The sequence below is a fragment of the Streptomyces sp. NPDC051218 genome, from assembly GCF_044455475.1.
Classification (GTDB): domain Bacteria; phylum Actinomycetota; class Actinomycetes; order Streptomycetales; family Streptomycetaceae; genus Streptomyces.
Genome location: NZ_JBITEU010000015.1, coordinates 111,223 through 125,117 on the forward strand (window position 1 = coordinate 111,223; position 13,895 = coordinate 125,117).

Sequence of the window (13,895 nt, forward strand, 5' to 3'; positions counted from 1 at the left end):
GGTGAGGATATGGGCGGCTGCCGGGGTCCGCACTTGCACCTCACGCGACGTGAGGACTCAGGCTGAGGTGCGTACCGAGAGAGAGGCGGAAGCCATGAGCTACTCCGTGGGGCGGGTCGCCGGTTTCGCCGGGGTGACGGTGCGCACGCTGCACCACTACGACGAGATCGGCCTGTTCGTGCCCAGCGAGCGCAGCCGTACGGGCCACCGGCGCTACACCGACGGCGACCTGGACCGGCTGCAGCAGATCCTCTTCTACCGGGAGCTCGGCTTCCCCCTCGACGAGGTGGCGGCCCTCCTGGACGACCCGGAGACGGACCTACGGGTGCACCTGCGCCGTCAGCACGAACTGCTGACCGCGAGGATCACCAAGCTCCAGGAGATGGCCGCCGCCGTCGAGACCGCCATGGAGGCGAAGAAGATGGGCATCAACCTCACGCCCGAGGAGAAGTTCGAGGTCTTCGGGGACCACGACCCCGAGCAGTACGCGGACGAGGTCGAACGCCGCTGGGGCCACACCGAGGCCTACAAGGAGTCGCAGCGCAAGGCCGCCTCGTACACCAAGGAGGACTGGCAGCGGATCAACGACGAGTTCTCCGCGGTGCACGCGCGCATGGCGGAGCTGCTCACCCGGGATCTGCCGGCGGACTCGGTGGAGGCGATGGACGTGGCGGAGGAGCACCGCCGCTTCATCGGGCGCTTCCACTACACCTGCTCGCACGAGCTGCACACCTGCCTCGGCGAGATGTACGTGGCGGACGAGCGGTTCACGGCCGTCTACGAGGCGATCCGGCCGGGGCTCGCGGTCTATATGCGGGACGCGATCGTGGCGAACGCGGCGCGGAACGGCTGAGCAGGGGGATCAGTAAGGGGCACCCGCCATGGGCGGGTGCCCCTTACTGTCATGACTCCTGGACGATCACGGCCGCCGTGCCGTACGCGCACACCTCGGTGCCGACATCCGCGGCCTCGGCGACGTCGAAGCGCATCATCAGGACCGCGTTGGCGCCCCGCGCGCGTGCCTGCTCGATGAGCCGCTCCATCGCTTGGTTGCGGGTCTCCACCAGCGTTTTCGTCAGTCCCTTCAGCTCGCCGCCGATCATGGACTTGAGGCCGGCGCCGATCTGGCTGCCCAAGTGCCGGGAGCGCACGGTGAGGCCGAAGACCTCACCGATAACCTGTTGTACGCGGTAGCCCGGTACGTCGTTCGTCGTCACGACCAGTACGTCGGAGCGCGGATCGGTGCCACCGCCGAAGTCTTCGATACCCATGGCACACAGCTTTGCCCCAGAACACGCACAGTGCACCCTGGGGAGAACAGTGGAACCAGGGCACGACACCCCGCGTTGATAGCTTTGGGCGGCCATCCCCCCGCCGCATCGCCCTCTCACCCACAGGAGCCCCGAACCGTGACGACGCTTGCGCTCGGACCAAGCTGGCTGGATCCGGATTACCTCCTGAACACGTTCGGGGTCTGGGGCCTGCTCGCGATCGTCTTCGCCGAGTCGGGCCTGCTCATCGGCTTCTTCCTGCCGGGTGACTCGCTGCTGTTCACGACGGGCCTGCTGATCACGACGAAGCAGCTCGACTTCCCGCTCTGGCTCTGCATCGTCCTCATCTGCATCGCCGCGATCCTCGGCGACCAGGCGGGCTATCTCTTCGGCAAGAAGGTCGGCCCCGCGCTCTTCAACCGCCCGGACTCCAAGCTGTTCAAGCAGGAGAACGTGGTCAAGGCGCACGAGTTCTTCGAGAAGTACGGCCCGAAGTCGCTGGTCCTGGCCCGCTTCGTGCCCATCGTGCGGACGTTCACGCCGATCATCGCCGGCGTCAGCGGCATGCGGTACCGCTCGTTCATCACGTTCAACATCATCGGCGGCATCCTCTGGGGTGCCGGTGTCACGATGCTCGGCGCCTGGCTCGGCAAGATCGACTTCGTGCACAAGAACATCGAGGCGATCCTCATCCTGATCGTTCTGATCTCGGTGGTGCCGATCGCGATCGAGTTCCTGCGGGCGCGCAGCAAGTCCAAGAAGGCGGCAGCGGCCGAGGGCGAGGCCCCCGGAGCCGCCCCGGCGTCCCGCGGCCGGCACGCGAAGCGCTAGCCGGTCACCGGTGGGACCCGGGGTCAGAAGCCTCGGGTCCGCTTCGCCGCCCGGCGGTTCGCCGCCGTGGTGGCCCCCGGGATCTTGAGGATCATCCGCGAGACCTCGCTTCCGAGGTTCACGCCGATCGCGATGGCAAGGGCCGTCGCCGCCGCCTTGGTGAGCGAGTTGATGCCCGTGTTCATGTCGTTCTGGGCCAGGGCGAGCAGGCCGAAGTACGTCGCGCTGCCGGGCAGCAGCGGGCCGATCGCCGCGGTGACGTACGGCAGTGAAGAGGCGAAGCGGTAGCGCGAGAAGAGCTGGCCGAACAGACCCACGAGGCCGGCCGCGACGGCCGTCGCGGCGACCGGCGACAGCTCAAGGGACGTCTGCGCGAGGGCGCCGAACATGACCCAGGCGATACCGCCGTTCAGGGTCACGATGAGCACGGTGTGACGTTCCTGCTGGAGCAGTATCGCGAAGGCGAGGCTCAGCGCCATCGACGCCAGGATCTGGATCACCGGGCGCGAGTCGGTCGCCACGAACGCCGTCTCCGCCTGCAGGCTCGTCGCGTCCAGCATCACGCCGAGCGACAGCACGAGCAGCACGCCGCAGACGATGCCCACGACGAGATAGCAGACCTCCAGCAGGCGCGCGGCCGCCGTGATGTAGTAGCCGGTCAGGCCGTCCTGTACGCCTGCGACCAGGGCTCTTCCCGGGATCAGCGCGAAGAGGCCACCGGTGATCACCGCGGACGCGTTGACCTCCTGGGAGTGCAGGACACTCAGCGTGACGCCCATCGCGGCGGGCGGCATCGCGGCCCCCACGAACTGGTAGAACTCCGGAAGCCCGCGGCCCGCGCAGAGCCACGCGAGACGGTCGCCGAGCATCGCGCCGACCGCCGCGATCAGGAAGACCAGGGCGCCACCGCCGACGAGCACGGATGCCGAGCCCGCGAGCAGCCCGCTGGCCGCGGTGAGCGCCCAGCCGGGGTAGGGGTGGCGGTTACGGCGTATCGCCGCGAGGCGGCGGTAGGCCTCCTCCAGGGTGATCTCGATGTCCGTGTCGCTGATGTCGTCCACCAGCTGGAAGACGGCCGCGAGACGGGTGTAGTCGGTGCCCCTTCGGCGCACCGTCCTGGAGGCCGTGATCGGGTCGTCGACCAGGGACGGCTGGTGCGAGATCGAGAGCAGCGTGAACGTGACGGTCGGCTCGCAGCGGTCGAGGCCGTAACTGCGGCAGACGGCGAACATCGCCGCCTCGACGTCCTCGGCGCCCTCACCGCCCGCGAGCAGCAGCTCGCCGATACGCAGCGTCAGGTCGAGCACGCGCGGCACCGCGGGCCCGGTCTCGTCCTCGTGCTTCTGCGTGGCTTCCGGAGTGGGCCGCTCGGCGACCGGCATGCGCAGCATCGTGCGCATCTGGTCCTGCCAGGGCGTCTCCTTGGTGAGCTTCACCAGGGGGATGCCGTGCGGGGGCGTGAACGCGGGTGGCGCGTTGCGGGAGCTGTAGGTGTTCGGCGTGGTGAACGCCGACTTCTCGGTCTCCTGCGTGGTCGACGAGGGATTCGCCATACCGTTCGGGAGCGCAAACTCGGAGGTGGTCTGCGACTCGTCCTCGGGTGCCGGTGGCTGCGGCATCACACCGGTGGGCTGAGTGAACGCACTCCGGGCCTCATCCGACTGTGGCTTACGGTCTTCGGCCTCCTGATCAGCCACTTTCACTGCCTCGCTCCCACATACGAACCTTGCGCACCTCCAGTACGAACAGTATGCGCACAGATACGCGAACGGGCCGCGTGGTCTTCGTGAAGATCACGCGGCCCGTCAGGGGCTTCGCAGGGGCACTCAGTGACCCTGGGCCTCCGCACGCTTGTACGACTTCTCGATCTCGGCCTCGGCGTCCGCGCGGCCGACCCAGTCGGCGCCCTCGACGGACTTGCCGGGCTCCAGGTCCTTGTAGACCTCGAAGAAGTGCTGGATCTCCAGGCGGTCGAACTCGGAGACGTGGTGGATGTCGCGCAGGTGCTCCACACGGGGGTCCGACGCCGGGACGCAGAGCAGCTTGTCGTCGCCGCCCGCCTCGTCGGTCATCCGGAACATGCCGATCGCGCGGCACTTGATGAGGCAGCCCGGGAAGGTCGGCTCGTCCAGGATGACGAGGGCGTCCAGCGGGTCACCGTCCTCGCCGAGGGTGTTCTCGACGAATCCGTAGTCCGCGGGGTAGCTGGTCGACGTGAAGAGGCGACGGTCCAAGCGGATCCGGCCGGTCTCGTGGTCCACCTCGTACTTGTTCCGCGAACCCTTCGGAATCTCGATGGTGACGTCGAACTCCACGGGTGGCTCCTCCATGATCAGCACATACTTCGGGTGGTTAAGTGTCCCTCACGCAGATGTGTGATCGCGAAAGGGGCTGGTCGTCGTGCCCGAGCTCAAGCCTTGGCAGCAGACCCGGCAGCAGGTCGGCAAGCTCCTGAGGCAGCTTCCCAAGCCGTCGGCTCCCAAGATCTCCGCCGCTCTCAGGACTCCTGCGAAGCGCAAGACCCTGCAGCTCACAGCGGGTGCGGCAACCGTCGGACTCGCGATCGCGGCTGGTGCCGTGGCCGCGGCCGGGCCCTGGGACTCCTCCGGTCAGCGTACGGCCGAGCGGGACTGGGCGGCCTCCCAGGAGGCCGGGGGTGGCACAGATCACGGCGGTCGTACGTCCGGACGGGCGCCCGCGGCGCCGCCGAGCGCCCCTTCCGTGCTCAAGGGGCTCGGCGTGCGCGCGGGCTCCGCGCACGGCGGCTCCGCGCCCGCTCCGGACGGCAAGGCGCTCGCGGGCGTCCTCGATCCGCTCCTCAAGGCCACGGCGCTCGGTCCCGAGCGCTCGGCGGTCGTCATCGACGCGGGCTCCGGGCGGCGGGTCTACGGCAAGGGCGGCGGCGACGCCCTCACGCCGGCGTCCACCACCAAGATCGCCACGGCGGTCGCGGCGCTGACCTCGGCGGGGGCGGACCACCGCATCACCACGAAGACGGTCATCGAGCCGGACTCCAAGGAGGTCATCCTCGTCGGAGGCGGCGACCCGACGCTCACGGCCCGCAAGGACGGCCCGTACGCGAAGAGCGCCGCGAGCCTGCGGAAACTGGCGAAGGGCACCGCGCGCGCCCTGAAGGACCGCGGCGTCGACAAGGTGACCCTCACGTACGACACCTCGCTCTACTCGGGGGAGCAGCAGCACCCCATCGGCCCGAACGAGAACCTCACGCTGGTCAGCGCCCTGATGGCCGACGAGGGCCGCCTCGACGACTCGTCCAGCGGCCCCGCCCCGCGCTCGGGCGACCCGGCGGGGGACGCCGCGAAGAAGTTCGCGGGCCTCCTGGAGAAGGAGGGCATCCAGACGGGTGCGGGCGCCAAGGAGAAGAAGGAGCCGGGTCCCTCCAAGGCTTCCGAGCGCGCCGATTCCCTCGCCAAGGTCGAGTCCCCGCCGCTCTCGGCGCTCGTGGAGCGGATGCTGACGCACAGCGACAACGACATCGCCGAGGCGCTGGCCCGCCAGACGGCGCTCGCCGCCAAGGAGCCGGTGAGCTTCGACGGCGCGGGCAGGGCGATCGCGGCCCAGCTCAAGAAGTCGCAACTCCCTCTCTCCGGAACGAAGTTCGCGGACGGCAGCGGTCTGGACCGCGCGGACCGCAGCTCGGCGGAGCTCCTCGCCGCGCTCCTGGCCCGCGCCGCCGACCCCGCCCACCCGGAACTGCGCTCGGTGGTGACGGGCCTGCCCGTGGCGGGCTTCACGGGCACCCTGGTCGACCGCTACCCCGAGGACTCCCCGGGCACCGGCGTCGTACGCGCCAAGACCGGCACCCTGACCGGCGTGAACACCTTGGCGGGCACGGTCGTGGACACGGAAGGCCGCCTCCTGGTCTTCGCCTTCATGACCACGGGCACAAGCGACCCCAAGGCGGCCCAGGCGGCCCTGGACGAGATGGCGTCGGCGGTGGCGAAGTGCGGTTGCCGGTAGCGGGCCTCGGAGTCGCAGGCGATGGACGGTCTGATTTCAATCGCTTCCCGTTGACCCCTACGGGCCCTGGGTAGGGCAATCTCGGGGGTCAACCACCTCCGCAGGAGGGGCCGAGCACGTACCGTTGACGCATGACGAGCATCGGTGGTGTGGAGATGGTCGACTGGAATCTCGCGGTGGCGACCGCGACCCGGCTCGTGCGGCCGGGTCCAGAAGTGAGCCGGGACGAGGCGCGTGCCATCGTCGCCGAGCTCCGGAAGCATGCGAAGTCTTCGGAGGAGCACGTCCGTTCCTTCACCCGGATGGGCACGGAGGACATTCACGACACCCCGGTGCTCGTCGTCGACCGTGCCGGGTGGATCAAGGCGAACGTCGCCGGTTTCCGGGAGATCCTCAAGCCCCTCCTGGACAAGATGCAGGACCGGCGCTCCGGCGGCCCCGGCGGTGCCGTGCTCGGCGCGGTCGGCGGCAAGGTCACCGGCGTGGAGCTGGGGATGCTGCTCTCCTTCCTCGCCTCACGCGTCCTCGGGCAGTACGAGACCTTCGCCCCGGCCACCCGCGACCTCCCCGCGGGCCAGCACGGCGGCGGCAGGCTCCTCCTGGTGGCGCCGAACATCGTGCACGTCGAGCGCGAACTCGACGTGGACCCCCATGACTTCAGGCTCTGGGTGTGCCTGCACGAGGAGACGCACCGCACCCAGTTCTCCGCCGTGCCCTGGCTGCGGGACCACCTGGAGGGGGAGATCCAGTCATTCCTCTCCGAGACCGAGGTCGACCCGATGACGGTCCTCGAACGCATCAGGGAAGCCGCCCAGTCCCTCGCAGGCGGCCGTCCCGAGGGCGAGGAGGACGACGGGGGCCGCTCCATCGTGGAGCTGGTCCAGACCCCCGCCCAGCGCGAGATCCTCGCCCGCCTCACGGCCGTCATGTCACTCCTCGAGGGGCACGCCGACTTCGTGATGGACGGAGTCGGCCCCGACGTGGTGCCCTCCGTCGGCGAGATCCGGGAGAAGTTCCAGCAGCGCAGGGCCCGCGGGGCGAGCCGCCTTGACCAGGCGCTGCGCAAGCTGCTCGGCCTCGACGCGAAATTGCGCCAATACCGCGACGGTGAGCGTTTTGTGCGCGCGGTGGTGGAGGAGGTCGGAATGGACGGCTTCAACCGGGTGTGGACTTCGCCGAACACGCTGCCCACCAAGTCGGAGATCTCCAAACCGGCGGACTGGGTCGCGCGGGTGCACCGTAAGGGAGAGTGAGGCCGGCAGGGGAGCGAGTTGCGGCCGATGGCAGGCGTACGCCCCCGCAATCACCCGTCCGAGGGACCGTGAGCCATGGGTAGGCGTGCAATGCTCGGGGAACGGCTCGGCTCTGTCACCATCGACACACTCTGAGTGACTAACCTCGTGGGATCTGTCTGAGGGCCGATCCCCCGAGAGCGGTCCTGAGTGACAGGTCCGAGGCTCACCCCCGAACTTCATGAAGGGAACCGGACATGGGTCCCCATCCTGCGGTCGCGGCGATACGCCTGGCGGTCCGCCGCGTACTCCACGACGTACTGACCGACGTACAGCGCACCGACGACGCCCACCGCGCCGCTCCACGGCGCCCCGACGCACAGCGCAGCCCCGAGCACGTCCCCTCAGGTTCCGCTCACGCCCAGCCTCCACGCGAGCAGGCCACGCCGCCACTCGTGCTGGTCGCCTGCTCCGGCGGCGCCGACTCCATGGCGCTCGCCTCCGCGCTCGCCTTCGAGGCCCCCAAGCTCGGCATCCGCGCCGGCGGCGTGACCGTCGACCACGGACTGCAGGACGGGTCCGACCTGCGCGCCGCCGAGGTCGTCTCGCGGCTCACCGCACTCGGCCTGGACCCGATCGAGTCCGTCGCCGTCGACGTCGGCAGGGACGGCGGCCCCGAGGCCGCTGCCCGCGACGCGAGGTACGGCGCGCTCGACGCCGTGGCGGAGCGCCATGGCGCCGCCGCGATCCTGCTCGGCCACACCCGCGACGACCAGGCGGAGACCGTCCTGCTGGGGCTCGCCCGCGGCTCCGGCATCCGCTCCCTGTCCGGGATGGCGGCCGTGTCCGGCGGTCCGGGCGCCGACCGGCGCTACCGCCGCCCCTTCCTGCACATCGACCGGCAGACGGCCCGCAAGGCCTGCATGGTCCAGTCGCTGCCCGTCTGGGACGACCCGCACAACACCGACCCCGCCTACACCCGCTCGCGGCTGCGGCACGAAGGCCTGCCCGCCCTGGAGAAGGCGCTCGGCAAGGGCGTCGTGGAAGCACTCGCCCGTACGGCCCAGTTGTCCCGGGATGACGCCGACGCCCTGGACCACTGGGCCGCGCAGGCGGAAGCCTCCGTGCGCGACGCCGCGGGACTCCTGGAGTGCGCGAAGCTCTACGCCCTGCCGCCCGCCGTGCGCCGCCGCATCGTCCGCCGCGCGGCCATCGAGGCGGGCGCCCCGGCCGGGGCGCTGTTCGCCCGGCATCTCGAAGAAGTCGACCGGCTGATCACGGGCTGGCGCGGCCAGGGAGCCATCAATCTCCCGGGCAAAGTCGTCGCCCAGCGCCAGGGTGGCAGACTGGTGATCCGGCAAGGCTGTTGACCGAGGGACCCCCGGGTCCCACGCAGCCGGTGTGACGGACGACCGAAAGTGATGCGGGTGGACGCGAAAGACATGGGCACCGACCTTCAGTCGGTGCTCATCACCAAGGAAGAGATCGACGCGAAGCTGGCCGAGCTGGCCGCGAAGATCGACGCGGAGTACGCGGGCAAGGACCTGCTGATCGTCGGTGTGCTCAAGGGCGCGGTGATGGTCATGGCGGACCTCGCGCGTGCGCTGTCCACCCCGCTCACCATGGACTGGATGGCCGTGTCGTCGTACGGCGCGGGCACCCAGTCCTCCGGTGTCGTGCGGATCCTCAAGGACCTGGACACCGACATCAAGGGCAAGCACGTCCTGATCGTCGAGGACATCATCGACTCCGGTCTGACGCTGTCCTGGCTGCTCTCCAACCTCGGCTCGCGCGAGCCGGCGTCGCTGAAGGTGTGCACGCTGCTGCGCAAGCCCGAGGCCGCCAAGGTCGCGATCGACGTGGAGTGGGTCGGCTTCGACATCCCGAACGAGTTCGTCATCGGGTACGGCCTGGACTACGCGGAGAAGTACCGCAACCTGCCGTTCGTCGGCACCCTCGCACCGCACGTCTACGGCGGCTGATCACCGGGAGCCTCGGCCCCCTCACGGCCAACTCGGCGGGGGCGGCCGGGAACCCTCACCCGTTTCCCGGCGTTGAAGCATGCGAAGACGGGTTTGTCAGCCGTCCCGTGCGGCTTCGGGTGACAATGCTGGGGTACCGTCCGAAGAACAGTCTTTATCAAACTCACTATGGCAGGAGGGACGGGGCGTCATCGCTCCGTATGGATGGACGTGAAGCGATACTTCCGTGGGCCAGTCATGTGGATCGTGCTGGCCGTCCTTGCCGTGGTCGTGTTGATGCAGGTCGTCGGTTCGTCCGGCGGCTACAAGACGGTGGACACCGGCCAGGTTGTGCAGGCGATCAACGACGACAAGGTCGAATCCGCCAAGCTCACCACCGGTGACGAGTCGACCATCAAGGTCGAGCTCAAGGACGGCCAGAAGGTCAAGGACAGCAGCAAGATCCAGGCGAGTTACATCGGCAACCAAGGTGTCGACATCGCCAAGACCTTGCAGGACAAGTACCAGGACAAGAAGATCCCGGACGGTTACACCGTCTCGCCGTCGAAGCAGAACCCGTTCGTCGGCATCCTTCTTTCCCTGCTCCCCTTCGTACTCATCGTCGTTGTCTTCCTGTTCCTGATGAATCAGATGCAGGGCGGCGGCTCCCGGGTCATGCAGTTCGGGAAGTCCAAGGCCAAGCTGATCACCAAGGACACCCCGAAGACGACGTTCTCCGATGTGGCCGGATCGGACGAGGCAGTCGAAGAACTCCACGAGATCAAGGAGTTCCTCCAGGAGCCCGCCAAGTTCCAGGCCGTCGGGGCCAAGATCCCCAAGGGCGTGCTCCTGTACGGGCCGCCCGGCACGGGTAAGACGCTCCTCGCGCGCGCTGTCGCGGGTGAGGCCGGCGTCCCCTTCTACTCGATCTCCGGTTCCGACTTCGTCGAGATGTTCGTCGGTGTCGGTGCCTCGCGAGTGCGTGACCTCTTCGAGCAGGCCAAGGCGAACGCCCCGGCGATCGTCTTCGTCGACGAGATCGACGCCGTCGGCCGGCACCGCGGTGCCGGTATGGGCGGCGGTCACGACGAGCGCGAGCAGACGCTGAACCAGCTGCTCGTCGAGATGGACGGCTTCGACGTGAAGGGCGGCGTCATCCTGATCGCCGCCACGAACCGCCCCGACATCCTCGACCCGGCGCTGCTTCGCCCCGGTCGTTTCGACCGTCAGATCGCGGTCGACCGCCCGGACATGCAGGGCCGTCTGGAGATCCTCAAGGTTCACCAGAAGGGCAAGCCGGTCGCCCCGGACGTCGACCTGGGCGCGGTCTCGCGGCGTACGCCCGGGTTCACGGGCGCCGACCTGTCGAACGTGCTGAACGAAGCGGCGCTCCTCACGGCGCGCGGCGACAAGAAGCTGATCGACAATCACGCACTGGACGAGGCGATCGACCGCGTCGTGGCGGGTCCGCAGAAGCGGACGCGGATCATGTCCGACAAGGAGAAGAAGATCACCGCGTACCACGAGGGCGGACACGCCCTGGTCGCGGCGGCGTCTCCGAACTCGGACCCGGTCCACAAGATCACGATCCTGTCGCGCGGCCGGGCCCTGGGTTACACCATGGTCCTGCCCGAAGAGGACAAGTACTCGACCACGCGCAACGAAATGCTCGACCAGCTCGCGTACATGCTGGGCGGGCGCGCGGCCGAGGAGCTCGTCTTCCACGACCCGACGACGGGCGCGGCGAACGACATCGAGAAGGCCACCGCGACCGCACGTGCCATGGTCACGCAGTACGGCATGACCGAGCGGCTCGGCGCGATCAAGTTCGGCGGTGACAACACCGAGCCGTTCCTGGGCCGCGAGATGGGCCACCCGCGCGATTACTCGGAAGAGGTCGCGGCGCTGGTCGACGAAGAGGTCAAGAAGCTCATCGAGACCGCGCACAACGAAGCGTGGGAGATCCTCGTCGAGAATCGCGACGTTCTCGACAACCTCGTTCTGCAGCTCCTCGAGAAGGAGACGCTCAACAAGGAACAGATCGCCGAGGTCTTCGCAGGCATCGTGAAGCGTCCGGCCCGCCCGGCGTGGACCGGTTCCTCGCGGCGCACGCCCTCGACCCGTCCGCCGGTGCTCTCCCCCCGGGAGCTGTCACTGACGAACGGTGCGAACGGCACCACGCCCGCGGTGACCGCGGGCACGGAGGCCCCGCCCGCGACCGGCATCGAGGTGGCCCCGGAGGACCGCCCCGAGAGCTGACCCCGAGCGCCTCAGCAGGCCCGGAATGGATGCTGCGCCCCCCAGGTTCTAGCCTGGGGGGCGCAGTTTTTCGTACGCACGGACGCAACCGGTGCGTGGAACGCTAGGAACGAGGCACACATGACCGACCCCGTGACGCTGGACGGCGAGGGCACGATCGGCGAGTTCGACGAGAAGCGAGCCGAGAACGCCGTGCGCGAGCTGCTGATCGCGGTCGGGGAGGACCCGGACCGCGAGGGCTTGCGGGAGACGCCCGGTCGCGTGGCACGGGCGTACAGGGAGATATTCGGCGGTCTGTGGCTCAAGGCCGAGGATGTCCTGACGACGACGTTCGATCTCGGCCACGACGAGATGGTCCTGGTGAAGGACATCGAGGTGCAGAGCTCCTGTGAGCACCACCTGGTCCCCTTCCACGGCGTCGCGCACGTCGGTTACATCCCGTCGTCCGACGGCAAGATCACCGGCCTGTCCAAGCTCGCCCGCCTCGTGGACGTGTACGCACGCCGGCCGCAGGTCCAGGAGCGGCTGACGACGCAGGTGGCGGACTCCCTGATGGAGATCCTGGAGCCGCGCGGTGTCATCGTCGTCGTCGAGTGCGAGCACATGTGCATGACCATGCGCGGGGTGCGCAAGCCGGGCGCCAAGACGATCACCTCGGCGGTGCGGGGACAGCTCCGTGACCCCGCGACGCGCAACGAGGCGATGAGCCTCATCATGGCGCGCTAGCGAAGCCCCGCGCGCCGGCCGCTCAGGCGGCCGCGGCCGTTCCGCCGTTCTCGTCGTCGTCCTCCGGGAGCCTGCAGACTCGCTCCAGGAAGAAGGCGGCCGCTATCACCGCGATGCCTGCCACCAGGGAGAGCCCTGCGTAGATGGCCTGGTCGCGGCGGGCCGGGACGTCCAGATACTCCAGCAGGAAGGCGCCCGTGCCGCCGTACATCCCGGCGACCAGGGCGGCGACCAGGGCGCTCGCCTGGCCGAAGACGACCGCGCGCGCGGCCATCATCGGCTCGACGCCCTTCGCTCCGGGGCGCCGCTCGCGCTGGGCGCGCAGCCGGGAGCGCAGGGAGAGCGCCGTGGCGAGCAGCACCGCGGCGATCACCGCGAGCACGATGGGCGCGGCCAGCGGGACCCGGGGGAGCGTGCCCACGGAGTCCCACAGCCGGGCGCCCGCCCAGGACAGCACCCCGGCCACCAGGAAGAGGCCGGCCAGTGTCCTGATGCGCAGCTGCTTCACGGATGACCCTTCATCGTCGTACGGACCCGCTTCTCGTCGAGCTTCTCGTCGATCTCGATCGTGCGGGTCCGATAGACCCTAACGATTACTCGGGCAGACGGAGTTCCAGGTCGACACGGGGCGCGACGCCCTCGCGGGTGACCTTGGTGAGCAGCTCGGCGACCTGGCCGTGGCCCGCGAGCTGTGCCTCGGGCTCCACGTCGTGCCAGGGGGCGAGGACGAAGGCACGTTCGTGCGCACGCGGGTGGGGGAGCGTGAGGTCGGGGTCGTCCGAGACGATGTCCGCGTACGCCACGATGTCGACGTCGATCGTGCGGGCGGCCCAGCGCTCGTCCCGTACGCGGTGGAAGGCTTCCTCGATGGCCTGGGCCCGCTCCAGGAGCGAGGACGGCGGCAGCGTCGTCTTCACCACGGCCACCGCGTTGAAGTACGACGGCTGGCTGCCGGGATCCACGCCCCAGGGCTCCGTCTCGTACACCGGGGAGACAGCCTTGACGCGCAGGCCGGGGGTGTCCTCCAGGGCGTCGACGGCGCCCTGCAGCGTCTCCAGGCGGTTGCCGAGATTGCTGCCGAGGGAGATCACGGCGCGTTTGGGGTTGGAGAGGGTGGTGTCGGCGGCGTCGACCTGCTCGACCACGGCGGTGGGCACCGGCTGGACGGTCGGGTCGCTCTGCCCTTGCGTGGAAAACGCGGTCATACTCGGCTCCGGGTGATGGTGACGGTCACATCGTCGAAGGGGACGGTGATCGGGGCGTCCGGTTTGTGGACGCACACCTCGACCTCCAGGACTCCCTCGTGCTTCAGACACGTCTGGGCGATGCGCTCGGCGAGAGTCTCGATGAGGTCCACCGGATCACCTTCCACGGCGGCCACGACCTCCTCGGCCACGACGCCGTAGTGCACGGTCTTCGCCAGGTCGTCGTCGGCGGCGGCCGCACGGGTGTCCAGGCCAAGGACCAGGTCCACGATGAAGGTCTGGCCCTCTTCGCGTTCCCGCGGAAAGACACCGTGGTGCCCGCGGGCCTTGAGGCCGCGCAGCGCGACACGATCCACGCGAATCACTCCTGCAATCGTCGTTATCGGCAGGCCTGCACCGAGTGCGGTCGGCACACCAGCCTCGATCGAA

The 13,895-nt window shown here is 69.1% G+C and carries 14 protein-coding genes; 8 read left to right on the forward strand and 6 right to left on the reverse strand.

Going from position 1 to position 13,895, the window contains the following annotated elements:
- Window positions 1-94 precede the first annotated feature (94 nt).
- A complete protein-coding gene (locus ACIBCK_RS35945; RefSeq protein WP_399397144.1) occupies window positions 95-853 on the forward strand; it encodes a MerR family transcriptional regulator in 759 nt (252 codons plus the stop codon).
- Between the two features lie 49 nt (window positions 854-902).
- On the opposite strand, the gene ACIBCK_RS35950 is transcribed toward ACIBCK_RS35945, so the two are convergent.
- Window positions 903-1,271 carry a YbjQ family protein gene (locus ACIBCK_RS35950; protein ID WP_399397146.1) on the reverse strand — a complete coding sequence of 123 codons (369 nt, stop codon included), beginning with the start codon at window positions 1,269-1,271 and terminating at the stop codon, window positions 903-905.
- Between the two features lie 138 nt (window positions 1,272-1,409).
- Here ACIBCK_RS35950 and ACIBCK_RS35955 point away from each other — a divergent pair, with 138 nt between their 5' ends.
- Window positions 1,410-2,102 carry a DedA family protein gene (locus ACIBCK_RS35955; protein ID WP_399397147.1) on the forward strand — a complete coding sequence of 231 codons (693 nt, stop codon included), beginning with the start codon at window positions 1,410-1,412 and terminating at the stop codon, window positions 2,100-2,102.
- Window positions 2,103-2,125: 23 nt separating this feature from the next.
- On the opposite strand, the gene ACIBCK_RS35960 is transcribed toward ACIBCK_RS35955, so the two are convergent.
- Window positions 2,126-3,799 carry a threonine/serine exporter ThrE family protein gene (locus tag ACIBCK_RS35960; protein ID WP_399397149.1) on the reverse strand — a complete coding sequence of 558 codons (1,674 nt, stop codon included), beginning with the start codon at window positions 3,797-3,799 and terminating at the stop codon, window positions 2,126-2,128.
- Window positions 3,800-3,928: 129 nt separating this feature from the next.
- Window positions 3,929-4,417: an inorganic diphosphatase gene (locus ACIBCK_RS35965; RefSeq protein WP_135330561.1), complete on the reverse strand. Its 489-nt coding sequence runs from the start codon at window positions 4,415-4,417 to the stop codon at window positions 3,929-3,931.
- Between the two features lie 85 nt (window positions 4,418-4,502).
- On the opposite strand from ACIBCK_RS35965, the gene dacB reads away from it, so the two are divergent.
- The 6 genes from dacB (at window position 4,503) to folE (ending at window position 12,261) form a co-directional block, all read left to right on the forward strand.
- Window positions 4,503-6,083, forward strand: a complete 1,581-nt coding sequence (gene dacB, locus ACIBCK_RS35970) for a D-alanyl-D-alanine carboxypeptidase/D-alanyl-D-alanine-endopeptidase (RefSeq protein WP_399397151.1) — start codon at window positions 4,503-4,505, stop codon at window positions 6,081-6,083.
- Window positions 6,084-6,214: 131 nt separating this feature from the next.
- Window positions 6,215-7,336, forward strand: coding sequence for a zinc-dependent metalloprotease (locus tag ACIBCK_RS35975; RefSeq protein WP_399397153.1), 1,122 nt, complete (start codon window positions 6,215-6,217; stop codon window positions 7,334-7,336).
- A gap of 236 nt (window positions 7,337-7,572) precedes the next feature.
- Window positions 7,573-8,685 (forward strand): tRNA lysidine(34) synthetase TilS, encoded by a 1,113-nt coding sequence (tilS, locus tag ACIBCK_RS35980; RefSeq protein ID WP_399397155.1) that lies wholly within the window; start codon window positions 7,573-7,575, stop codon window positions 8,683-8,685.
- Between the two features lie 51 nt (window positions 8,686-8,736).
- Window positions 8,737-9,297 carry a hypoxanthine phosphoribosyltransferase gene (gene hpt / locus ACIBCK_RS35985; RefSeq protein ID WP_135330538.1) on the forward strand — a complete coding sequence of 187 codons (561 nt, stop codon included), beginning with the start codon at window positions 8,737-8,739 and terminating at the stop codon, window positions 9,295-9,297.
- 204 nt (window positions 9,298-9,501) lie between these two features.
- Window positions 9,502-11,535 carry an ATP-dependent zinc metalloprotease FtsH gene (ftsH, locus tag ACIBCK_RS35990; protein ID WP_367044020.1) on the forward strand — a complete coding sequence of 678 codons (2,034 nt, stop codon included), beginning with the start codon at window positions 9,502-9,504 and terminating at the stop codon, window positions 11,533-11,535.
- Between the two features lie 120 nt (window positions 11,536-11,655).
- A complete protein-coding gene (gene folE, locus ACIBCK_RS35995; protein ID WP_399397157.1) occupies window positions 11,656-12,261 on the forward strand; it encodes a GTP cyclohydrolase I FolE in 606 nt (201 codons plus the stop codon).
- Between the two features lie 22 nt (window positions 12,262-12,283).
- Here the strand turns inward: folE and ACIBCK_RS36000 are convergent, their stop codons facing one another.
- The 3 genes from ACIBCK_RS36000 to folB form a co-directional block, all read right to left on the reverse strand.
- On the reverse strand, window positions 12,284-12,769 hold the full coding sequence (locus tag ACIBCK_RS36000; protein WP_399397159.1) for a DUF3180 domain-containing protein: 486 nt from the start codon (window positions 12,767-12,769) through the stop codon (window positions 12,284-12,286).
- Window positions 12,770-12,854: 85 nt separating this feature from the next.
- A complete protein-coding gene (gene folK, locus ACIBCK_RS36005) occupies window positions 12,855-13,466 on the reverse strand; it encodes a 2-amino-4-hydroxy-6-hydroxymethyldihydropteridine diphosphokinase (RefSeq protein ID WP_399397161.1) in 612 nt (203 codons plus the stop codon).
- Entirely contained in the window at window positions 13,463-13,822 is a 360-nt protein-coding gene (folB, locus tag ACIBCK_RS36010; RefSeq protein ID WP_160506392.1) for a dihydroneopterin aldolase, read from the reverse strand. The genes folK and folB overlap by 4 nt, the downstream gene beginning before the upstream one ends.
- Between the last annotated feature and the right edge of the window lie 73 nt (window positions 13,823-13,895).